We start from the raw sequence: 20,755 nt of genomic DNA, 5'->3' as shown, positions 1-20,755 counted from the left end.
GAACTCATTGCAGGCCCCTGGTCGTGATCGACGGAAGCCGTTGCCCCGCAATGGTGCTCACCATGTTGAGCACCTGGCGCGTCTCGGGCACCTCGTGCACGCGATAGATCTGCGCGCCGAGCCAGCCCGAGATCGCCGTGGTCGCAAGGGTGCCGATCAGCCGCTCGCCGACGGGCTTGTTCAGGGTTTCCCCCACGAAGTCCTTGTTGGACAGCGAGACGAGCACCGGCCACCCCGTGGCGACCAACCGGTCCAGCTGCCGGGTCGCGGCCAGGGAATGCCAGGTGTTCTTGCCGAAGTCGTGCGCCGGATCGATGATGATCCGCTCCACGTCGACGCCCATGGTCACGGCCCGATTTGCCTGCGTGAGAAGGGATTCGACGATGTCGGCGACCACGTCGTCATACTCGATCCGGAACGGCCGGGTGCGCGGAGTGACCCCGCCGGTGTGCGTGCAGACGAGCGCCGACCCGAACTCGGCGGCCACCTCAGGCAGCAGGGGGTCGTAGCCACCCCAGGCGTCGTTGATCAGGTCCGCGCCAACCGCACACACGGCGCGCGCGACCTCCGAGCGCCAGGTGTCGACACTGATCACCAGATCGGGGAACTCCCCGCGCACCCAGGCGACGAAGTCCACGACCCGCCGCTTCTCCTCGGTCGCGTCGATCTCGTGCCCCGGTGCAGCCTTGATCCCGCCGATGTCCACGATGTCTGCGCCCTGCTCGACGACCTGCACGACCCGGTCTTTGGCCGCGTCCGTCGCCCACGTCAATCCCTTGTCGTAGAACGAATCCGGCGTCCGGTTGACGATCGCCATCACTAGCCGTGCGTCCGCGTCATACGTATGCCGCCCCAACCGCAGCCGCGTCCCGGCGCCCTCAGATCGTGCGGCGGAAGCCACACGGTTGACGGGGGCGAGGGTTGCGTCCTTGCCCGCGTCCGCGCGAACGAGCGCGGCGACGCCGGAGCGCGGCACGTCGCGGGGCTGCTCCGAGCCGGCCAAAACCGACGGCGCCCGGGAGGCAGCGCCGGGCTCGATCGGCGGCCGCTCACCCACCACCGGGAAGCGCGAACGCGGCACGAATCCGCCGGCCACCAGGTCGAACTGCCGCAACTCCACCCGCGCCGGCTCCCGCGCCACCTCGCGGCTGCCGAGCCGCACCTCCGCAGCCGCCAGCACCTGCAGCGCCATGGGGCCGAGCGTGTCGTGCCGCCGGTTGCGGTGGGTGCGCCGGCCCAGGTCGACCTGCGCGATCGAGTGCGCCCCGAAGCCTTCGGCGACATCAATGAGAGCGGCGATCTCCACGCCGTATCCCATCGGCACCGATAGCCCGGCGAAGGTGCGCCGCCGGATCGCCCATTCCCCGGCGAGGGGTTGCACGATGTGCGCGAGATCGGGCCAGTGCAAGGCGAGCAGCGGGCGGGCGACAAGCTCGGTGACCCGGCCCCCCGGCTCCGCCTCGTGCCCGTCGGCACCGAGCATCGGGCGGTCATAGACAGCCTTGACCAGATGCACGCCCGGGTCGGTCAGCAGTGGCCCCACCAGGCCCGGAACGAAGTGCGCTCCCCACTCGACCAGGTCGGCATCCACGAAGACCAGCAGGTCACCCCGCGCGACCTGCGCGGCCTTCCACAGTGCCTCGCCCTTGCCCTCGGCCGGGCCAGACTCGGGCCGAATATCCTTGGCCGAGAAGACTTTTGCGCCTGCGGCTCGCGCGCGCTCGGCGGTCGCGTCGAGCGAGTCGCTGTCGATGACGACGATCTCGTCGACGAGGCCACCAGGGCCGCACCAGGCGCCGGCGATCCCGGTCACCACGGCCGCGACGCTGTCCTGCTCGTCGCGGGCGGGGATGACGACGGACACGCGGGTCGACGCTTTGGCGGCCACCAGGTCGTCGAGCGCCCAGTCGTCGGTTCGCCAGATGCGCGGCCGGGGGGTGGTCACGCGCGTCACTCTACGGGCGGCATACGGGTGTGCGGTTTCCGGTGCCCTGACCCACCGAGCTCATGTGGACCAGGGCGCGCGTCAGAGGAAGGCGGCGTCCCACGGGCGATAGGTGGCCAGGCCCGTCAGGAGGCGGCGGCCGAGCGGCTCGATCTGGCCGTCGATCACCCGGACAGTGGCCCACGTCCGGTAGCGCGTGGCGATCATCGCCAGCCGCCCGGCGTAGTAGTCCTCCCAGTCCGAGTCGAAGGCCCAATCTGCTTGGGGCACAAGCAGTTCCATCGGATAGCCGTATGCCCGCGCCTCGCGGAACGCCGGAACGTCCAGCAGCAGCAATGGCCGGAATCCTCGCGTGGCCTCCTGCAGGTCGGCGACGTCGGCCAGCAGGCCCGGAATCGCCTCGGCCGGTGTTGCCACGGCATCGATGAGCACGACGGGCAACCGCTCGGAGTGCTCGACCCCCTCGACGCCGCGCCCACCCTTGAGGAAGATCACGGGCACCCCGCCGGCGAAAGCGAACAGCCGAGTCGCGACATCGACCAGCGTCCGGTTGCCCTGGACCCCGTCGACAGCGCGATTGCCCACAGAACTGAGCCGGGGGGAGGACCGCACGGTCTGCGCCGCACGGACCAACCAGCGGGGTTTGCCGTCGCTCGTCCGCCCGCGCATCACGCCCGCCCTTCGCCCGGGTCGACACCCGCGCCGGCCACGACGTCGTCGATCGCGTCCGAGGGGCCCAAATCGGGCGGGCGACTCGCCTCGGACAGCACGGCCATCAACCGCGCCGCTGCGGCGGGAGCCCCATTGCCCGGGTCGGATGCGGCGGCCGAGCCCGCCATGTCCGCACCGTGGGCCAGCATCAGGCGCACCGCCTCGGATGCGTCGGGACCGGCGGCCGACGCGAGCGTGCGCGCCCAGCCGCGCTCCCCGGCATACGTCGCTCTCGCGACCTGATCGTCGAGCGAGGTCTCGGTGTTGGGCACAAAGAGGGCCGGCACGCCCAGCCGCAACAACTCGTGGAAGGAGTTGTAGCCGGCCGCCGAGATCACCACATCGAAAGCGCGGTAAAACCGCGCGAGCGGATAGGCCCGCACCAGATGCACATCGGCCGTATGCGCGCTCTCCGCGATCGCGACGTCGGTCACCGCCACCGCGCAGTCGTTGGCCCGCAGCGCCGCGGACGCCCCACCGACCTCGCCGGTGGTGTCGTTGATATTCCCGGCGCCGAGCGACACCAAACCGATCCGGCCGTCGGCAGGCAGCCCGAGCGCCGCCCGAGCCTCCGCCCGCGTGACCAGTTCGGCCCCGTCGACCAGGGTCACCGGGCCCACACGGAAGGCGGGCGCGCTCGCCGACGCCCCCCGGTCCGCTTCGGCGGCCAGGTCCCCGGGCTCGATCACCTCGTCGAACCACGCCGACTTGGCCAGTTGATCGCTGTTGCGGCCGGTCTTCCACATCCCGCGACGCGACCACACCCACCGCACGTCCGGGTGTGCGGCCCGGGCCTGATCGATCCCGCGATAGGGATGCGTGCCGTCGAAGACCACCAGCGCGGGCGCGATCCGTCCGACGGCCTCGGCTAGGCGTTCGGCGAAGAGCGGCTGCCATAGGGCCGACGTCATCCCGAGCGCACCCGCGGAGGGCAAGTATTCGTAGCGATAGCCAAATCCCGCGACCACGGGCACCGCCTGCGACAACGAGAGCACATAGGGCTCGATGTGCGGGGGCAGGTGCTGCGCATAGGCCAGCAGGCGGGTCAGGTGCCCCATGCCAGCGCCATTGCTGGACATCAACAACACCCGCGTGCGGGGCGCGGGCCGGCCGGAGTCACCAGGCACGCCGGCGATGGTGTCGGGCAGCGGAAAGTCGGGCGTCGACATGGTGGCCCGATCATGTCACGGCGGCAATGCCGCGCTGGGGAGCTGAGCTAGTATGTTGCGGGTTTGTGCGGGCTCTCAGGGCCGCATGCGTTGTTGCTGACGACTCCCCCAATCACACCCGACGACCGGCCGTTTCAGCCTCGAGGAGCACTTACGTATGTCCGTTGACGTCGCGATCGTCGGTTTGGGCTATGTCGGCCTGCCACTGGCGCAGGAGGCCTCCCGGGTCGGCCTGAAGGTTCTTGGCTTCGACATCGGCCAGCGCGTGGTCGACGGCCTGAACGCCGGCCGCTCCCATGTCGATGACCTCTCCGACGCCGACATCGCCGAGATGACCGCGGCCGGCTTCGAGGCCACCGCTGACGCCAGCCGGCTTCGCGACGCCAAGACCATCGTTATCTGCGTGCCGACGCCCCTGTCCGAGGACGGCGGCCCGGACCTGGGCCCGGTCGTCTCGGCCGTCACGACGATCCGCGACAACCTCCAGAAGGGGATGCTCGTCATCCTCGAGTCGACGACCTATCCCGGCACCACCGACGAGGTCGTGCGCCCGATCCTGGAGGAGACCGGCCTGGTCGCCGGCACCGACTTCCACCTCGCCTTCTCCCCCGAGCGGATCGACCCGGGCAACGAGAAGTTCGGCGCCAAGAACACCCCCAAGGTCGTCGGTGGCCAGACCCCGGCCTGCGGCGACGCGGCCGCGGCGTTCTACGGCCAGTTCGTCGACACCGTCGTGCGCGCCAAGGGCACCCGCGAGGCCGAGACCGCCAAGCTTCTCGAGAACACCTACCGGCACATCAACATCGCCCTCGTCAACGAGATGGCGCGCTTCTGCCACGACCTCGGCATCGATCTGTGGGATGTCATCGACGCGGCCAAGACCAAGCCCTTCGGCTTTCAGGCGTTCTACCCCGGCCCGGGCGTCGGCGGGCACTGCATCCCGATCGACCCCAACTACCTCTCCCACAACGTCCGGGCCCGCCTCGGCTATCCCTTCCGCTTCGTGGAGCTGGCGCAGGAGATCAACGCGACCATGCCGGCATACGTCGTGCAGCGGGCGCAGAACATCCTCAACGAGGACGCGAAGCCGCTGCGCGGGTCGACCGTGCTACTGCTCGGCGTGACCTATAAGCCCAATATCGCCGATCAGCGGGAGTCGCCCGCAGTGCCACTCGCCAAGCAGATGGCCGATAAGGGTGCCGTGGTGCAGTACCACGACCCGCACGTGACCGACTGGCGCGCCCTGGGCGATCGCGCGCAGCGCGTCGAGGACCTCGCCGGTGCCGTCGCTGCAGCCGACCTGGTGATCCTCATCCAGAATCACCGCGAGTATGACGTCGATGCGCTCGCGGCGACGGCGAACCGCTTCTTCGACACCCGCGGCGTCGCTGCCGAGGGCGAGAAGGTCAGCCGGCTGTGACGTCGGCGCCCGGCGGGACTCCCCTCCCGCCGGCCCTGAGCGCCGAACAGGCCGCCGCCCTGGCCAAGGCCCACGGCCTCGAAGCGCTGGGCGGTCGGCCGCCGTTCGGCACCTATGTCCGTAACCTGTGGCGTCGCCGCTCCTTTCTGTGGACCCTGGCCAGCGCCGACGCCGCAGAGAAGAACTCCGAGGACCGCCTCGGCGTCATCTGGACGCTGCTCAACCCGCTGCTGTTGGTGGTCAGCTATTTCCTGATCTTTGGCCTGCTGCTGGACACCAAGCGCGGCGTGCAGAACTTCATCGGCTTCCTGTCCATCGGCGTGGTCGTCTTCGGCTTCAGCTCGGCCGCGATCACCAAGGGCACCAAAGCGATCGTCGGCAATCTCGGGCTGGTCCGGGCCCTGCGCTTCCCGCGCGCCCTGCTCCCCTTATCCGTGACGCTGTCCGAGGCGATCCGCACGCTCCCGGCGATGGCCGTTCTCATCGTGCTGATGCTCGTCACCCACGAGCCGGTGGGGCTGAAGTGGCTGCTCCTGCCGGTCGCTTTCGCCCTGCAGATCGCCATGATGGCCGGCCTGGTCCTGATGGGCGCCCGCCTGCTCAACATCTCCCGTGACATCGGCAATCTCATCCCGGTCGCCATCCGGTTGCTGCGCTATCTCTCCGGGGTCTTCTTCAGCATCGACCACTACGCGCGCCACCATGAGACCGTCCGCGACGTCCTCAACCTGCAGCCGTTCGCCCTGCCCATCACTCTCGTGCGGCAGAGCCTGATGACGGAGTTCCCGATCGTGTGGCCGTTCTGGGCGGCTGCCGGCCTGTGGGCCGTCGGGCTCCTGGTCGCCGGCCTATGGCTCTTTTGGCGGGACGAGGCGAAGTATGGCCGCGCCTGAGCCCCCCGGCACCGACTCCGCGAGCGCGGCGGCCAGCGAGCGTCGGCCGTCGGTGATCGTCAGCGGCGTCGACGTCACCTATCGCGTGCAGGGCGCGAAGAAGGCGGTCGCAAGCGTCGAGGAGGACGACGAGTCGCTCTTTCGTGGGCTCTTCCGGCGCGGCCGCGACCTGGCCACCATGCAGACCGTGGAGGCGGTCAAGGACGTCTCCTTCGTGGCCTATCACGGCGAGTCGATCGGCATCATCGGCCGCAATGGCTCCGGCAAATCGACCCTATTGCGCGCCATTGCCGGCCTGATCCCCCCGACCAAGGGACAGATCTGGATCAGCGGCGAGCCCTCCCTCCTCGGCGTCAACGCCGTCTTGATGAGCAAACTCACCGGCGAACGCAACATCTATGTCGGTGGGCAGGCCCTCGGGCTCAGCCGCGCGCAAGTGCGCGCCCGCTTCGAGGACATCGTGGAGTTCTCGGGCATCGGCGAAGCCGTGCACCGGCCGATGCAGACCTATTCCTCGGGGCAGGCGGCCCGCCTCCGCTTCGCCATCTCCACAGCCGCCGCCCCGGACATCTTGATGATCGACGAGGCCCTGGCCACGGGCGACGCCGACTTCAAGGAGCGCAGCGCCGCGCGGGTCGCCGAGATCCGCGAACAGGCGTCGACCGTCTTCCTGGTCTCGCACTCGAACGCCACGGTCCGCGACCTGTGCAACCGCGCGCTCTGGATGGAAAAGGGCGTCCTGCTCGCCGACGGCCCGGCCGAGGAGGTCGTCGCGGCCTACGAGGCCACCTTGCCGAAGAAGAAGCCACCGGCCAAGCCCAAGACCCCGCCGTCCGCCCCGAGCCCCACCATCCCGCCGGCCCCCAAGGACGCGTGACCACGATGCCGAGCGTCCTCGTGGTGACGGTCGTCCACGATCCCGAGGACTCCCGGATCCGGCATCGCCAGATCCCGGTGCTCCTCGCCGACGGCTGGCAGGTCACGTATGCCGCGCCCTTCCGCGGCTACGAACGCCCCGCTCCGATCCTCGCGGGCATGCGGACGCTTGACCTCCCCCGCGCGGTCGGGCGCGACCGGGCCGCCGCCGCGCGGGCGGCGCGGGCCTTGGTCAAGCGGGAAGGCCAGGAGCACGATCTGGTGCTCGTCCACGACCCCGAACTCGTCGCGGCCCTCGCCGGCCTGCGGCTGCCCAATCTGGTCTGGGACGTCCACGAGGACCCGTCGGCCGCCCTCATCGTCAAGGAGTGGCTGCCCAAGCCGGCCCGCTGGGCGGCCGGCCGGGTGTGGCGCGGCGCCGAGCGCCTCGCCGAGCGACAGCACCGGCTCCTGCTCGCCGAATACGCCTACCAAGAGCGCTTCCGCAGACGGCATCCGGTGGTGCCCAACACGGTTCGAGTGCCCGAGTCGGTGCCCGAGCCCGGGCGCGACCGGGTGGTCTACCTCGGCACCGTGACCATGGCCCGCGGGGCCGCCGAGATGGCCGCTGTGGGGCGGATCCTGCGCGAGCGCACCGACGGGGCGTGCCGGCTGGAGATCATCGGCGGCTCAAAGGATGCCGCCGCCACCGACGTGCTGACGGCGGCGAACGACGCCGGTGAGCTGGTCTGGCACGGTTTCGTCCCGAGCGATCAGGCCCTGGCGTCGTTGCCCGGCGCCCTGGCGGGGCTCTCGCTGCTGCAGGACCTGCCCAACTACCGGCATTCGCGGCCGACCAAGATCATCGAGTACATGGCGCACGGGGTCCCGGTGATCACCACGCCCTTGCCCGTCGCCGTCGAGCTCGTGGAATCGGCGGGCGCCGGCGTGGTCGTGCCCTTCGGTGACGCCGCGGCTGCCGCCGAGGCGATCCTGCTCCTCCGTGACGATCCCGACCGGGCCCGCGCGTATCGCGCGGCGGGCCACGCGGCGGCGCGAACGGCATACGACTGGAACACGGCGGGCCCGGAGTTCACGGCGACGTTGCGCGGCTTCCTGCCCTGACCCGTGAAATCAGCACCATGCCCGAGTACGACGTGACCCGGGCCTGGGCTGCCGAGTTCGACACCTGGGGTTCGACGGATTGGCGTACGAGCCACGGTCCACTCCAGGCACCGATCACATCGCCTAGGGACTCTTTGGTGCAGCGGTCGCCGCACCCTGGCTGATCTGGTCCCCGCATCCGACGTGGTGGCAGGAAGTGGTCGAGATGGGGATCGTCCTCGCGCACATTTCGGGGGCCACGGCCCAGGTCGTTCCGTAGCTCAGGCGGGTGACGCGCCTGGCAACCAGGGCGTCGACCCGCCGGCGGGGACGGTGGGCGGCGGATCGATCGGGGCGTCGGGGGCGAGCCAGGTCGTGGCTGCGAGGTCGAGCTTGAGGGCGACCTGGGTGCCATTTGCGCAGGTCACCACCACACTGTCCCCTGAGACGGGGAAGTTGGTCACGTTGAAGCCCCACACCGGCTCGCCATAGGTGCCGCCCGGGACCTTGGGGCTGGCGTCGAGGAAGACCGTCACCAGGTGCCGGCCCGGCGCCAGGTCGGTATCCGGGGTCACGCCATCCCACAGCTTGAAGGTCGTCGGCGGGGTCATCCCTGGATTCGGCCGCAGGACCTGCACGGTCCGCACACCATCCCACCCCGTGCCCGCGCTGATCCCGTCGACGAGCGGCACCTTTGTCGACGGGATGTCCACGACCACCGCGGACTGGCCGTAACGCTTGACATTCGTATTCATGGTGCGCAACTGGGCTTGCACGCAGGCCGGCAGCTCGGGCATCGAGCCGGTGGAGCCGGAACCGCTTGCCGCGGCCATCGTGGTCGAGCCCCCGAAGAAGGGCATCATCCCCGCGCCGGCCAGCCCTACCCCGCCGGCGACGAGCGTGGCGACGGCCCCACCACCGGCGATGCGGGCACCCAGCGCGCGGCGACGGCGGCGGGCGGCCACGGCATACAGGCTCGGGCCGGGAGGCACGAACTCGTCGTCCTCGACGGCCTGCTCGAGCAACTCACGAACGGTGCTCATGGCGTCCTCCCTGGAGTGGCGGGTTGGGGGTCGTCCAGCAGCAGCCCGCTCCTGCGCAAGGCGTCCAGGCCACGGGAGACGCGGGACTTCACGGTGCCGGGGGCACAGCCGAGCGTGTCGGCGATCTGGGCCTCGGTCTGCTCGGCATAGAAGCGCAGCACGATGGCGGCGCGCTGGTCGGTGGGCAGCGACTGCAGGGCGGCGCGGATCGCGGGCGCGGTGACCAAATCGCTGGTCACGGCCGCCTCGGGGAGTTCCCCATGCGGGATCTCCCCGGACCAGCGGCGCTTCCGGTCGCGCAGGAGCAGCCGGACCATGGTGGTGCGCACATAGGCGTCGGCGGCGGCGGACTCACGGACCTTGGGCCAGGCGAGATAGGTGCGGATCAGGGCTTCTTGCAGCAGGTCCTCGCCGTCTGCGCGCGTGCCGGCGAGCAGGACGGCGGTGCGGGCGAGCGCGGCATACCGGCTCTGCACGAAGCCCTCGAAGTCCTGCGCTCGCGCCATGCCCACCTCCCTTTACCCGCGCCCGCATGGCGTGACGTCCCGTCACCGACATAGAGCACCTAGGTGGCCGGTTTCGTTCCCTCCCCCGCCGAACCGACGAAGTGAGCCGAGGCGAGACGAACGCGAACGAGGCCACCTACGACGGTGTCGCGACGACCGGCGAGACGGGGACGCGAGGCACGAGCGGGCCCGCCGAGCCGACGAGGAGCGACGCCAAAAGGACACTCGTCCGACGAAGGAGCGGAAAACTTCGGGGGGGTGTCCTAGAACACGACGACGGTGCGGCCCATCGGCATCAGGCCGCGGGCCCAGATCATGTCCATGGCCGGGTTCGAGACCCGGGCGCAGCCGTGCGAGGCCGGGTAGCCCGGCACGCTGGATGAGCCGTGGACCGCGATACCGCCGGTGAAGTATTTCGGCCGCCACAGGTCGCCGAGCGGGCCGTGCTCCATCTGATCGATCTGCAGGATGACGCTGAAGGTGCCCTTGGGGGTGATGGCGACGGCGGGGTGGCCGCGGCTGATGTACTTCTCGCCGCTGCCGGTGCTGGTGTTGAGGATGGCCACGATCCGAGAGTTCTCGACGACCGTCAGCACCTGGCTGGCCAGGTTGATTTGCACGGCGTTGCCGCTGACCACGAGCTTCGGCTGGACACCGCGGTCGAGTGCCGCACGGGTGGCTGGCCCGTAGACCCCGTCGCGGTCGAGGCCAGCGGTCTTCTGAAGGGCCATGACGGCCTGGGACGTGTTGTAGCCATAGGTGCCGTCGGGCGTGCCGAGCCAATAGCCCAGGTCGCTGAGCCGTTGCTGCATCCGCTGCACGGCCGGCCCCTTGTCGCCGGGCTTCATCAGCGAAGTGTCGTCCAGTGGCGGCGGGGTGGTCGGCGTGCTCGTCGGCTTGGGCTTCGGCGACGTCGGCGAGGGCGTCGGCGTCATCGACGTGGGCGACGGGCTCGTGGTCGACGGCTTCGGCGTAGCGGTCGGCGTCGGTGTGGTCGACGTGCTCGCCGTGGCCGGCAGCGTGGTGCTCGGGCTCGGTGTGCTCGTCGTGTTCGGCGAAGTGCTCGATGCCCCCGGCGTGGTCACCGCGGACGTCGTCGCGCGGGCGAGGTCACCGCTCGGCGAGCACGCGGTCATCCCGATCGTGGCCGCCAGCAGCACGGCCGCGGCGCTGACGCCTCGTCCCTTGGTCATCTCAATCCCCACTGATCACTCGGCTCGGCCGGTTGGCCTTACTACCCAACCGACGTCCGAGCCCGGCGCGGGGTTGTCTCGCGCGCGGTAACGAAGGGATCACGCCCATCCCGCTTCCTCTCTGAGCCGCCCGCACGCGCGAACGGGCAACCGTCCTTTCGCCGACCCGCGGTCCGTCACCTGGGAGAGGAACATCGTGAATTGCTATAGCGTTACTCCCACGAACACACACATTCCCGGGACCGCTCCGCGAAGGTCGGCTGATCAGCACGTTCAGCCGGGTCAGCGATGCCGCCCCGGCAGACGCATGAGGGGGTCACGCCATGGGGCGCGGCCGGGCCAAAGCCAAGCAAGCCAAGGTTGCTCGCGACTTGAAGTACTACTCCCCGAGCACCGACTTCAGCGCGCTTGAACGAGAGCTCCACGGGGCCACACAGACCCGCGAGCCGGAGTTCGTGGATGACACGGACGATGATGATGACGACGACTACGGTCGCTGGGTGACCGGACGGCGTTAACACCCTTGTGCCGCGCGTGCGGTGATGCACGCGCGGCCCGGATGCCACGGCATACGGGCGACACGAATGCAGGCAGCCCCGGTGGGGCGTGAGTGCGGCCGTGATCTGGCACGCTCTGATCATGACTGCTGCCACGAACCGGGGGGCCACTGAGCGCGTGCGCTCGCTCGGTGTCGAGACGACCGGCATCGAGATCATCGGTGAGTCCGAGCGCACCGCGTCACCGAAGGATCTCTTCTGGCCGTGGTTCGCGGCGAATATCTCGGTCTTCGGGATCTCGTATGCCGCGTTCGTGCTCGGCTTCGGCATTTCCTTCTGGCAAGGCGTGGTCGTCACCCTGCTCGGCGTGATCGTCTCCTTCCTGCTCTGCGGGATCATCGCGATTGCCGGCAAGCGGGGATCGGCGCCGACGATGATCTTGTCGCGGGCCGCCTTCGGGGTGACCGGACAGAAGGTGCCCGGCGTCATCTCGTGGCTGGTCTCCATCGGCTGGGAGACCTTCTTGTCGATCATGGCCGTGTTGGCGACGGCGACGATCTTCGACCGGCTCGGGTGGGGCGGCGGCACGGCCACCAAGGTCATCGCCGCCATCGTGGTCGCCGCGATGATCGTCATGGCGTCGGTCGCGGGCTACCACATCATCATGAAGATGCAGTCCTATCTGACGTGGATCACCGGGGCGATCACGCTTCTCTACGTCGCGATGACGGTCAAGGACATCGACTGGGCGACGGTCTCGGCGATCCCGTCCGGCAGCTTCCAGCAGACGATCGGTGCGCTGGTCATGGTGATGACCGGGTTCGGCCTCGGCTGGATCAATATCGCCGCGGACTGGTCGCGCTATCAGCGACGGGACGCCGCGGGTGGGGCCATCGTCGCCTGGAACACCATCGGCGGCGCACTGGCCCCCTCGCTTCTGGTTTGCTACGGCCTGGCGCTCGCCGGCTCGGACGAGAAGGTCGCGAGCGCCATCGGCGGCGACCCGATCGGCACGCTCGCCACGCTGCTGCCGACCTGGGTGCTCGTGCCCTTCCTCATCGTCGCGATCCTCTCGCTGGTCTCCGGCGCGGTGCTCGGCATCTACTCCTCCGGCCTGACCCTGCTCAGCCTCGGCGTGCGCATCCCGCGGCCGGCCGCGGCCCTCGTCGACGGGGTGATCCTCACAATGGGCACGTTCTATGTCGTCTTTGTCGCCCAGAACTTCATCAACCCCTTCCAGAGCTTCCTGATCACTCTCGGGGTGCCGCTGGCCGCCTGGGCGGGCATCATGATCGCCGACATCGCCCTGCGCCGCCGCGACTATGACGACGACGCGCTCTTCGATCCCCGCGGCATCTATGGCGCCTGGGACTGGATCTCCATCGCCACGATGGCGATCTTCTCGGTGATCGGGTGGGGCTTGGTCGTCAACCCGTTCGCCGCCGACGCCTCGTGGAACAACTGGCAGGGCTATCTCCTCGAGCCCCTCGGCCTCGGCACCTGGAATGCGACCGACGGCTACTGGGAGGGCAACTGGGCGTATGCCAACCTCGGCGTCCTGCTCGCGCTCGTCGGTTCGCTCCTGGTGACCTATGTCGCGCGGCGGGCCAAGGTGCGGGGTCAGGAGCTGGCACGCGGCCACGCCAGCTACGCGCCGGTGAACCGGTGAGCGCGCCGGTCCCGTCGCCCGAGCCGGGCGAATGGCTCGTCATCATCGACCCGCAGCGGATCTTCGCCGACCCGGCGAGCGCATGGGGCTCCCCGATGTGGGCGGGTGCGGTGGGGCGCATCGTGCGGTTGGCCGCGGCATACGGCAATCGGGTGGTGATCACGCGGTTTGTGGCGGACCCGCACATGGGGGGCTCCTGGGAGCCCTACTACCGCGAGTGGCCGTTCGCGGTTGTGCCCGACGAGAACCCGCTGTATGCCGTGGTGCGCGAGCTCGGTGACGTCGCCTCCGCCGCGGGTCGCGACGGACGGGTCGTAACGCTGCCGACCTTCGGCAAATGGCACGCGGATCTGCGGGCCGTCGTGGGCGACCAGCCCCGGCTGCGGCTGGCCGGCGTCTCGACGGACTGTTGTGTGCTCGCCACCGCCCTCCCCGCGGCCGATGCGGGGGCGACGGTCGTGATCGACGCGCCCGGGTGCGCCGGATCGAGCGTGGAGAACCACCAACGCGCGCTCGACGCCATGGCCCTCTTCGGCCCGCAGATCGTCATCGACGCGGGCTGACCTGCCCCCTGCGCGGATGCGCGCCTCGTGTCGAGACTTGACACGTGCCCACGATTCACAGGTACTTGGCAGGCGACAATCCGCCGGGGTGGGACAATCGAGTGGATGCAGCGCGATGGAGCACCCCAATGGGGGCGGATGCGGGAAGCGGCCACATCCGTGATCGCCGGCGCCACGTTGCTCGCCCTAGGCGCCTGCACCGGCGACTCTGTCACCGCCACCAGTAGCGCGAGTTCAAGCGTCCCCCCTACAGCACAGCCGGCCTCTCCCAGCAGCCTGACGCGCGTGCCGGTTAGCCTGCCCGGCCCGGTCACCGCGATGGCGGCGACCGACGCCGGCCTGCTCCTCGGGACGTATGCCGTGTCCACCACTCCGCGCGCGGGGCTGACCCTCGTCGACCCGGCAGCCGGGTCCGGCGGCGAGGGCAGCGCAAGTCGGGCGGTCAGGGTGACGGCGAGCACGGCATACGGCAAGGAAGGGTCGTGGCTGGCGCTGGCCGCGAACGGGACGCAGGTGATCGGCGTCGCGGGCCAGCGCGGAGGCGCGCACGGCAATGTCCGGTGGACGATCTGGCGCGGCAATATCGGTGCGTCCGGCGGTGCCGTGGCGGAGGAGAAACAGGAGTTCTGGACCTTCGGCGGCTACGACATGGGGGGCCTGAGCGGCGTGGGCTACGGCGCCGGGCAACCCGTGGTCGTCGGTGGGTGGAAGTCCGAGGGCACCGGCCTGGACATCGCGACGTGGCGCGCGCAGGGCAGGACATGGGTCCGCGCCAACTCCGCGCGCACGGCCCTGGCCAGCACCAAGGCGAGCGGACTGGTCGCCGCCACCGCGGTCATCCCGATGGGATCGTCGGTGCTGCTGCTGGGCTCGACGACGCTTCTCGGCGATGGGAGCGTGCAGGTGGTGCCGAGCATCTGGACGACGACCGGATCGGTCATCCAGAGCGCGTGGCGGCGTTACGACCTGCCCACCGGATCAGCGACAGGTCAGGCGTCGGTCGAGGCGGGTGGGTGTGGCGACGGGGCGTGTCTGCTGGCCGGGCGGATCGGCGACCGGCTGGCCCTGTGGCGCTGGGACGGCCGGGCGGCGAGCACCATCGCGGCCTCGGATGTGGCGCTCGGCGACCAGGAGCGGATCGTCGGCGCTGGGCTGGTGGACGATCGACCATGGCTGGCGATCGCCTCGGGCCTCGGGACAGGGGGCGCCGGGACGTCGTCGGGCACCGAGACGGCGGGTGTGGGGACGGCGGGCCAGGCGGGTGCTGCGCCGACGCCGCCAGTGTCCGGGCCTTCCGGACCAACCTCGGCGGCGTCATCGGCGTCATTGGGGTCGTCCACGGCCGCTGGCTCGACGGCCTCTGGCACCGCAGCGGGATCCCCGGTCGGGCGCATTGTGCACAGCGCCGATCCGATCAGCGCCGCTCAGCTGGCGTGGACGGTCGAGCCCGGCCCTGGCGGTGCCCCCACCGCCGCGGGCGTGGCCGGCGGGCGCTTCTGGGTGGCCACCGACGCGCCGGCGCTGTGGGCCACGCCGCGACTGGGGCTACCCGCCGATAGGTGAGTCAGGGCGGGCGCTCTAGCGCCCGTTTCGTCACACCTACCGCGCGGTAGCCGCTCAGGCGTAGGTGCCGACCAGTTGGACCGATCCGCCGTGCACACCCTTGGCGCCCCGGACGACCTCGACGGCGGCGTCGACTGCTGCGTCGGCCTCGTGGGTGACGCGTCCCATTGCCCAGGTCCGTATGCCGCGGGCCTCCAGCAGCGTGACCGCTGCGTCGACGGCGGGCTCGGGCACCAGGGCGACGAACCCGACGCCCATATTGAGCGTGCGCTCGAGATCGAGCTGCGGCACCGAGCCCAGGGCGCCGATGGTCGTGAACACCGCGGGCGGCGTCCAGGTGGTCCGGTCCAGCCGCGCGTGCAGCCCGGCCGGCAAGACGCGGGCCAGGTTCGCCACCAGCCCGCCACCGGTGACATGCGAAAGCCCGTGGACCCCGCCCCCCGCCACTACGGCGGGGTCACAGATCAGGTCGAGGAGGTCGGCGGCATACACCCGGGTGGGGGTGAGCAACTCCTCCCCGAGTGTGCGCCCGAACTCGGGCACGTCCCGGTCCATTTGCCAGCCGGCGGCGCCGATCACCCGCCGGACCAGCGAATAGCCGTTGGAGTGCAGGCCCGAGGAGGCGAGCCCGAGGACGACGTCACCGGCCGCCACGCGATCGGGGCCGAGGACATCGGCATACTCCACCACGCCGGTGGCGGCGCCGGCCACGTCATAATCGTCGACGCCCAAAAGTCCCGGGTGCTCGGCCGTCTCGCCGCCGACCAAGGCCACGCGCGCCTGCTCGCACGCCCGGGCGATGCCGCCGACGATCGCGGCGATCCGCTCGGGCACCACGCGTCCGCAGGCGATGTAGTCGGTCATGAAGAGCGGTTCGGCCCCGCAGACGACGATGTCGTCGACCACCATGCCGACGAGGTCGAAGCCGATGGTGTCGTGGCGATCGAGAGCCTGGGCGATGGCGACCTTGGTGCCGACCCCGTCGGTGGACGTCGCGAGGATCGGCCGCGTCATCCGGGCGATCGCCGAGGCGTCGAACATCCCGGCGAAGCCGCCGAGCCCCCCGACCACCTCCGGACGGGTGGCTCGCGCGACGGCCGCCTTCATCAACTCGACGGCCTTGTCACCCGCCTCGACGTCGACGCCGGCGGAGGCATAAGTGATCTGTTCGCTCACCGGCCCAGTATCGCGGTCTCCCCGTCGGGCCCGGACAGTGTGTCCAGCAGGATCGGGTCACGTGCGCGCCCCTCGCCGGGCACCCACGTGCCCGCGCGGCCAGACCGCACGCACTGATCCCAGGGCCCACCCGGGACATGGTCCCGATCCGGTGGGCGAGGCTGCGGCCTACGCTCGCGGGCATGACCCCGCTCGCGCAGATGTCCGCCGTCGAGACCGCCGCCGCCGTGCGCGCCAGGACCTTGTCGGCTGAAGAGGTCGTCGCAGCGGCGCTGGAGCGAGCGGAGGCGGCGCAGGCGGCATACAACTGTTTCGTCGCGATTCGACGGCAGGAGGCGTTGACCGAGGCGCGCGCCATCGACGCCGGCGGTCCCGGGCACGACGGCCCGCTCGCCGGAGTTCCGCTGTCGCAAGACCGAGTTCGACGTCGCGGGCCTCGTCACGACGCTCGGCGGGCGCGGCAACACCACTCCGGCGCAGGCGGACAGCGAGATGGTCCGCCGGCTGCGGGCGGCGGGGGCGGTGGTGATCGGGACAACGACGATGCCGGAGTTCGGCCAATTCCCGTTCACCGAGTCGGTGGCGTTCGGGGTGACGCGCAACCCGTGGGACATCAGCCGCTCGCCCGGTGGGTCGTCCGGCGGCACCGCGGTGGCGCTCGCCGCCGGGGTCGCGCCCATCGGGCTGGGGGCGGACGGTGGCGGATCGATCCGCGTCCCGGCCGCGTGCACCGGCTGGTCGGACTCAAGACCAGCCGTGGCCGGGTCAGTCCGGCGCCGCTGACCGATCACTGGCTCGGCCTGGTCACGTTGGGCGGGTTGACGCGGACGGCCGCCGATCACGCCGTGCTCCTGGACGCCATCGCCGGCTCTCTCCCGGCGGATCGTAGGTAGTTGCCGAATCCGCAGGAGCCGTTCGCGCTCACCGCCGCGGGTGACCCGGGCCCGCGGCGGATCGCCTGGACGACGCGGTCGGTGACGCCGGGCGTCCGCGCCGACCCGCAGGTCGCGGCCGCCAGCGAGGAGATCGCGCGCCGGCTCGCCGGTTTGGGCCACCGGGTGCAGCGCACGACGGCGCGGTGGCCGGCCTTCACTGACGCCTTCATGCCGCGCTTCTATGCCGGTATGCGGATCGAAGGCACCCAGGTCGAGCATCCCCAACGCCTCGAGCCACGCACCCGTCAGACGATCCGGCTCTCCGGGTGGGCGCGCGGGCCGGTCGTCACCGCGGCGTTGCGGCGCGCCGAGCGGATCGCCGCCACGGTGGATCGCCGCTTCTTGAGCGACGCGGACGTGGTGGTGTTACCGACGCTGCCGCTTCTCCCTGCCCCGATCGGCCTGCTGGACGGGCTCGACACGGTGCGCGCCCAACTGGCCACCGTGCCGTATGTCGCCAACACCGCTCTGGCGAATGTCACCGGTCATCCGGCGATCTCGATCCCCGCGGGGCTCTCGCGCGAGGGCTGGCCGATCGGCGTGCAACTGATCGCCCGCCGTGGCGCCGAAGGACTGCTTCTGGCCCTGGCCCACCAACGGGAGAAGTCCCGACCTGCCGCCATCACCTACCCGATCCTCCTCTAGGACGCGCCCCGAAGTTTGCCCACGCAGAGCGTGGGACCCTCGCTCCTTCGGTCCACGCAGAGCGTGGACCAAGCTCCAATGCTTCGCGAGACCCCGTCGTACGTGGTTTCCTAACACGGCCTCGAGCCGCCTATTCGGGGCGAGCGCCTACAGCAGCTGCGTGGGAATCGCCTTGGTGAGCAGCGCGCGGAGTCGGTTCTGTTCGGTAGGGCTGAGCTCACTGAGCAACTCACGCTCATCGGCACGGATCGCGCGTCTGATCCGCTGAGTGAGATTGCGACCGGCCTTGGTCAGTTGCAGGCAGTTCACCCTGCGGTCGTGCGCGGCGGGTGTTCGAGTCACCAGGCCCCGCGCCTGTAGCGACTCCACGTCATCGGCGATGCGACTTGCGCTGCGGACAATGCGCTGAGCGACGTCGCGCTGCGAGGTGCCGGGGTGCTCCTCGACGTCGCTAAGGATGATGTATTCCCAATGGGAGAGCCGATATTCGTGACAGCGCTTGGGCTCGATGTCCATCAGGGAGCGCCAGGTCGGCATCATCAGCCGCGCCAGGTCGCGTTCTGGATTGATAGACACACGTATATCATAAACGTGTGAACGCGACCACGGAGCTACGCCCCCTCGAGCAGGCCAATCTCGAGAGGGTCATCGCGATGATGCGTGAACCCGAGGCCGTCTCGATGGCCGCCTTAACGGCCGAGAATCCCGACGACCGAGAGGCTTTCGACGCCCACATGGCACGCCTGCTTGCCAATACGGACGTGCACAACTGGGCTGTTCTCAGTGGTGGCGGTGAATTCGTCGGGACGATTGCGACCTTCCCCTCCGAAGAGGGTGCACCCGAAGTCACCTAGTGGATCTCGCAGGCTCACTGGGGCCAAGGCCATGCTGCGCGAGCCCTCGCGCTGGTGCTGGCGCGAACGACGCGGCCGGTCCTGGCCCGAGTCGCTGCGGACAACTATGGCTTCCTGCGGATCCTGCAAAGGGCGGGTTTGTGGTGGTCGGCCAGGGCCGCGACTATGCGCCGGGTCGCCACGCCGAGGTCGACGAGCTCGCCCTCGAACTCCCCTGAGGTCGGCACCGACGGCCGGACTCTGCCGTCCGCACGTGCCGATGATCAGGCGCGACCGCGGGTCAGTCGACGCCAGATCCAGGTCGCCGGGACGCGGCGGCCGGTCACGACATACTCGACCGCGGCGTCGTGGAAGAGCACCTCGCGCAGCGCACTGAATGCCCGGGCCCGAGAGACCAGCAGCAGCCGGTCCCCGGCTTCCGCCACCGTCTCCGGGTCGGGGTCGAAGGCGATCTTGCCACCCCGGTTCAGGGCTAGCACCGCGTTGCCTGATGGCTCGTCGCGGTTGTCGGGATGACGCAACAGATCACCGATCGTCACGGCTCCCCCGTGCTCTATCCACCGAATGACGGCGGGGGCGGACTGTGCGTCGATCACCAGGATCACCGGGTCCGGCGAGCCCGACCCGCACCGGTCCACGAGCCGGCCCAGCAGGTCGGCAGCCCAGGCGTCGTCCTGCCGCGCGGCATACTCCAGGAACGCCCATGTATGCGGTGTCACGATTCGCGCGAATGCCTCTCGCGCAACAAGATCCGTCGGGACAAAGTGAGAGTCCGGGGCGAACGCGGCATAGAGCGGCGCTGCGGTCGTTGCGGCCTGACGAAGGCAGATGAAGACGTCCGGGGCAGTCGTGCGCACCTGCGCCGCCAGTGCGAGGTTGGCGGTGTCGGTCGACATCCCACCGACAAAACCGACCGCGGCGCGCACGTCCGGCGCCCCATCCCCGGGATCGGCCAGCACCACCTCATAGGACGCCGCCCGCAGGTCGCGCGCGATCTCGTCGCGGAACTGCCCCTGCGCGCAGACCACCCACGTGCCAGAGGCGATCGCGGCACCGCGCTCGGGCAGCCCGGTGCCGCCAGGGCTCATCAGCCACGTCACCAGTTGATAGACGGCCGGCCGCTGGAGCGCAAGCACGAGATAGGAGCCAAAACGGTCATACGCGTTGATGACGGCCTCGGCCCCGAAGGCCTCCATGTGCGTCGCAGTCTCGCGGTCGGCGCAACGGGCGATGACCGGAACCTCCGGCGCCAGCAGGTGCACCGCCTGCACCACGCCGAGATTGATCTGGTCGTCATCGGTCAACGCCAGCACGCCCTGACAGTGCTTGTGCCCCAGCCCGGCGATCCCGAGCACCGCAGGATTCGCGGCATCCCCCTCGATCCCGGGGATGTCGACGGACAGCTGGTCGGTGCCGAGTTGGTCGACGCGCACACCCGAGCGGTCGATGACCACGAAGCGCCGCCCGAACCAGTCCAGTCCGCGACCGACGACCCGCCCCGCCTGCCCGTAGCCGGCGATGATGTGGAAGCCCTCGTGGATATTGCGCACCCGACGCGCAAAGCGTTGTCCCGCAACGGCATCGCGGAAGGACTCGTCCTGCGCCAACGCCAGCAGGGTGCCGATGGCGTAGGCCCACGCGATGACCGTGGCATAGATCGTGGCCGTCACCCACAGTCGCTGCTGGGTGGTGAAGGCGTTGGGGATCTCGCCGAAGCCGATCGTCGTGGCGGTGTAGCTCATGACATAGAACGACTCGAAGACGCTCATCCGCCGCGGATTGCCCGCGCCGTCGACACCTGGCGTCGCCGCCAGGCCGAAGACCGCGATGGTGAAGACGACGATAAGCGCGATGAGCGGTGCCCGCATCCGCCGGAGTACCAGGAAGATCGCCGTCGTCGCCGGCACTTCCGTGGGGATGTCAATGGGCAACCGGCGCAGCACCGTTCGGCGGCGCAGGAAGGGCCGGGCGAAGAGCAGCGGGTTGCCCACGGTGTGCTGCCGAGTCCGTATGC

The 20,755-nt window shown here is 70.1% G+C and carries 20 protein-coding genes and 2 pseudogenes; 13 read left to right on the top strand and 9 right to left on the bottom strand.

The genetic code is table 11. The features are described 5' to 3' along the window. Positions 1 to 4: 4 nt before the first annotated feature. From ABD209_RS13800 to ABD209_RS13790, 3 genes are all read right to left on the bottom strand, one after another. Positions 5 to 1,945, bottom strand: a complete 1,941-nt coding sequence (locus tag ABD209_RS13800; RefSeq protein ID WP_344067392.1) for a glucosyl-3-phosphoglycerate synthase — start codon at positions 1,943 to 1,945, stop codon at positions 5 to 7. Positions 1,946 to 2,026: 81 nt separating this feature from the next. Then, on the bottom strand, positions 2,027 to 2,614 hold the full coding sequence (locus tag ABD209_RS13795) for a hypothetical protein (protein WP_344067391.1): 588 nt from the start codon (positions 2,612 to 2,614) through the stop codon (positions 2,027 to 2,029). Then, positions 2,614 to 3,825: a glycosyltransferase gene (locus ABD209_RS13790; RefSeq protein ID WP_344067390.1), complete on the bottom strand. Its 1,212-nt coding sequence runs from the start codon at positions 3,823 to 3,825 to the stop codon at positions 2,614 to 2,616. The genes ABD209_RS13795 and ABD209_RS13790 overlap by 1 nt, the downstream gene beginning before the upstream one ends. Positions 3,826 to 3,982: 157 nt before the next feature. Here ABD209_RS13790 and ABD209_RS13785 point away from each other — a divergent pair, with 157 nt between their 5' ends. Genes ABD209_RS13785 through ABD209_RS13770 form a run of 4 tightly spaced genes read left to right on the top strand, consistent with a single transcriptional unit; the run spans position 3,983 to position 8,118 of the window. Beyond that, a complete protein-coding gene (locus ABD209_RS13785; RefSeq protein WP_344067389.1) occupies positions 3,983 to 5,245 on the top strand; it encodes a nucleotide sugar dehydrogenase in 1,263 nt (420 codons plus the stop codon). Beyond that, entirely contained in the window at positions 5,242 to 6,138 is an 897-nt protein-coding gene (locus ABD209_RS13780; RefSeq protein WP_344067388.1) for an ABC transporter permease, read from the top strand. Before ABD209_RS13785 ends, ABD209_RS13780 begins: the two co-directional genes overlap by 4 nt. Continuing rightward, positions 6,125 to 7,015 carry an ABC transporter ATP-binding protein gene (locus tag ABD209_RS13775; RefSeq protein ID WP_324387448.1) on the top strand — a complete coding sequence of 297 codons (891 nt, stop codon included), beginning with the start codon at positions 6,125 to 6,127 and terminating at the stop codon, positions 7,013 to 7,015. Before ABD209_RS13780 ends, ABD209_RS13775 begins: the two co-directional genes overlap by 14 nt. Positions 7,016 to 7,020: 5 nt before the next feature. Further along, positions 7,021 to 8,118: a glycosyltransferase gene (locus ABD209_RS13770; RefSeq protein WP_344067502.1), complete on the top strand. Its 1,098-nt coding sequence runs from the start codon at positions 7,021 to 7,023 to the stop codon at positions 8,116 to 8,118. Between the two features lie 260 nt (positions 8,119 to 8,378). Here the strand turns inward: ABD209_RS13770 and ABD209_RS13765 are convergent, their stop codons facing one another. The 3 genes from ABD209_RS13765 to ABD209_RS13755 form a co-directional block, all read right to left on the bottom strand. Next, positions 8,379 to 9,140: a hypothetical protein gene (locus ABD209_RS13765; RefSeq protein WP_344067386.1), complete on the bottom strand. Its 762-nt coding sequence runs from the start codon at positions 9,138 to 9,140 to the stop codon at positions 8,379 to 8,381. Continuing rightward, the gene (locus ABD209_RS13760; RefSeq protein ID WP_344067385.1) at positions 9,137 to 9,646 is read right to left on the bottom strand and encodes a SigE family RNA polymerase sigma factor; all 510 of its coding nucleotides are present in this window, start codon (positions 9,644 to 9,646) and stop codon (positions 9,137 to 9,139) included. Before ABD209_RS13760 ends, ABD209_RS13765 begins: the two co-directional genes overlap by 4 nt. 263 nt (positions 9,647 to 9,909) lie before the next feature. After that, positions 9,910 to 10,494, bottom strand: a complete 585-nt coding sequence (locus ABD209_RS13755) for a L,D-transpeptidase family protein (protein WP_344067383.1) — start codon at positions 10,492 to 10,494, stop codon at positions 9,910 to 9,912. Between the two features lie 7 nt (positions 10,495 to 10,501). Between ABD209_RS13755 and ABD209_RS13750 the strand changes: the two genes are divergently transcribed. From ABD209_RS13750 to ABD209_RS13730, 5 genes are all read left to right on the top strand, one after another. Continuing rightward, positions 10,502 to 10,930 carry a hypothetical protein gene (locus ABD209_RS13750; RefSeq protein WP_344067381.1) on the top strand — a complete coding sequence of 143 codons (429 nt, stop codon included), beginning with the start codon at positions 10,502 to 10,504 and terminating at the stop codon, positions 10,928 to 10,930. Between the two features lie 232 nt (positions 10,931 to 11,162). Continuing rightward, on the top strand, positions 11,163 to 11,357 hold the full coding sequence (locus ABD209_RS13745) for a DUF3073 domain-containing protein (RefSeq protein WP_324387827.1): 195 nt from the start codon (positions 11,163 to 11,165) through the stop codon (positions 11,355 to 11,357). Between the two features lie 121 nt (positions 11,358 to 11,478). Then, on the top strand, positions 11,479 to 13,005 hold the full coding sequence (locus tag ABD209_RS13740; RefSeq protein ID WP_344067379.1) for a purine-cytosine permease family protein: 1,527 nt from the start codon (positions 11,479 to 11,481) through the stop codon (positions 13,003 to 13,005). Then, positions 13,002 to 13,568, top strand: coding sequence for a cysteine hydrolase family protein (locus ABD209_RS13735; protein ID WP_324387825.1), 567 nt, complete (start codon positions 13,002 to 13,004; stop codon positions 13,566 to 13,568). Before ABD209_RS13740 ends, ABD209_RS13735 begins: the two co-directional genes overlap by 4 nt. A 285-nt stretch (positions 13,569 to 13,853) precedes the next feature. Further along, complete coding sequence (locus tag ABD209_RS13730) at positions 13,854 to 15,131, top strand: hypothetical protein (RefSeq protein WP_344067376.1); 1,278 nt, start codon at positions 13,854 to 13,856, stop codon at positions 15,129 to 15,131. 54 nt (positions 15,132 to 15,185) lie between these two features. Here the strand turns inward: ABD209_RS13730 and purM are convergent, their stop codons facing one another. Beyond that, positions 15,186 to 16,307 (bottom strand): phosphoribosylformylglycinamidine cyclo-ligase, encoded by a 1,122-nt coding sequence (purM, locus tag ABD209_RS13725; protein ID WP_344067374.1) that lies wholly within the window; start codon positions 16,305 to 16,307, stop codon positions 15,186 to 15,188. A 137-nt stretch (positions 16,308 to 16,444) separates the two neighbouring features. Between purM and ABD209_RS19855 the strand changes: the two are divergent. From ABD209_RS19855 to ABD209_RS13715, 3 genes and pseudogenes are all read left to right on the top strand, one after another. After that, positions 16,445 to 16,705, top strand: a pseudogene (locus ABD209_RS19855) (hypothetical protein); the annotation flags it as partial. A 25-nt stretch (positions 16,706 to 16,730) separates the two neighbouring features. Then, positions 16,731 to 17,090 (top strand): annotated as a pseudogene (locus ABD209_RS13720) (amidase family protein); the annotation flags it as partial. Between the two features lie 110 nt (positions 17,091 to 17,200). After that, positions 17,201 to 17,887, top strand: coding sequence for an amidase family protein (locus ABD209_RS13715; protein ID WP_344067372.1), 687 nt, complete (start codon positions 17,201 to 17,203; stop codon positions 17,885 to 17,887). Positions 17,888 to 18,034: 147 nt separating this feature from the next. Here ABD209_RS13715 and ABD209_RS13710 read toward each other — a convergent pair whose 3' ends face one another. Further along, the gene (locus ABD209_RS13710; protein ID WP_344067370.1) at positions 18,035 to 18,463 is read right to left on the bottom strand and encodes a MarR family winged helix-turn-helix transcriptional regulator; all 429 of its coding nucleotides are present in this window, start codon (positions 18,461 to 18,463) and stop codon (positions 18,035 to 18,037) included. A 17-nt stretch (positions 18,464 to 18,480) separates the two neighbouring features. Here ABD209_RS13710 and ABD209_RS13705 point away from each other — a divergent pair, with 17 nt between their 5' ends. Next, positions 18,481 to 18,741, top strand: coding sequence for a GNAT family N-acetyltransferase (locus ABD209_RS13705; RefSeq protein WP_344067368.1), 261 nt, complete (start codon positions 18,481 to 18,483; stop codon positions 18,739 to 18,741). Between the two features lie 263 nt (positions 18,742 to 19,004). Here ABD209_RS13705 and ABD209_RS13700 read toward each other — a convergent pair whose 3' ends face one another. Then, positions 19,005 to 20,732 (bottom strand): NAD-binding protein, encoded by a 1,728-nt coding sequence (locus tag ABD209_RS13700; RefSeq protein ID WP_344067366.1) that lies wholly within the window; start codon positions 20,730 to 20,732, stop codon positions 19,005 to 19,007. Positions 20,733 to 20,755: the final 23 nt, after the last annotated feature.

The organism is Nostocoides vanveenii, from assembly GCF_039531165.1.
Lineage (GTDB): Bacteria > Actinomycetota > Actinomycetes > Actinomycetales > Dermatophilaceae > Nostocoides_A > Nostocoides_A vanveenii.
This window is presented reverse-complemented; position numbering and strand designations above follow the sequence as displayed.

Coding starts and splice junctions, on each gene's coding strand:
- ABD209_RS13795 (WP_344067391.1), bottom strand. CDS start 2,614: ATGCGCGGGCGGACGAGCGACGGCAAACCCCGCTGGTTGGTCCGTGCG.
- ABD209_RS13790 (WP_344067390.1), bottom strand. CDS start 3,825: ATGTCGACGCCCGACTTTCCGCTGCCCGACACCATCGCCGGCGTGCCT.
- ABD209_RS13785 (WP_344067389.1), top strand. CDS start 3,983: ATGTCCGTTGACGTCGCGATCGTCGGTTTGGGCTATGTCGGCCTGCCA.
- ABD209_RS13775 (WP_324387448.1), top strand. CDS start 6,125: ATGGCCGCGCCTGAGCCCCCCGGCACCGACTCCGCGAGCGCGGCGGCC.
- ABD209_RS13770 (WP_344067502.1), top strand. CDS start 7,021: ATGCCGAGCGTCCTCGTGGTGACGGTCGTCCACGATCCCGAGGACTCC.
- ABD209_RS13765 (WP_344067386.1), bottom strand. CDS start 9,140: ATGAGCACCGTTCGTGAGTTGCTCGAGCAGGCCGTCGAGGACGACGAG.
- ABD209_RS13760 (WP_344067385.1), bottom strand. CDS start 9,646: ATGGCGCGAGCGCAGGACTTCGAGGGCTTCGTGCAGAGCCGGTATGCC.
- ABD209_RS13755 (WP_344067383.1), bottom strand. CDS start 10,494: ATGAAGCCCGGCGACAAGGGGCCGGCCGTGCAGCGGATGCAGCAACGG.
- ABD209_RS13745 (WP_324387827.1), top strand. CDS start 11,163: ATGGGGCGCGGCCGGGCCAAAGCCAAGCAAGCCAAGGTTGCTCGCGAC.
- ABD209_RS13740 (WP_344067379.1), top strand. CDS start 11,479: ATGACTGCTGCCACGAACCGGGGGGCCACTGAGCGCGTGCGCTCGCTC.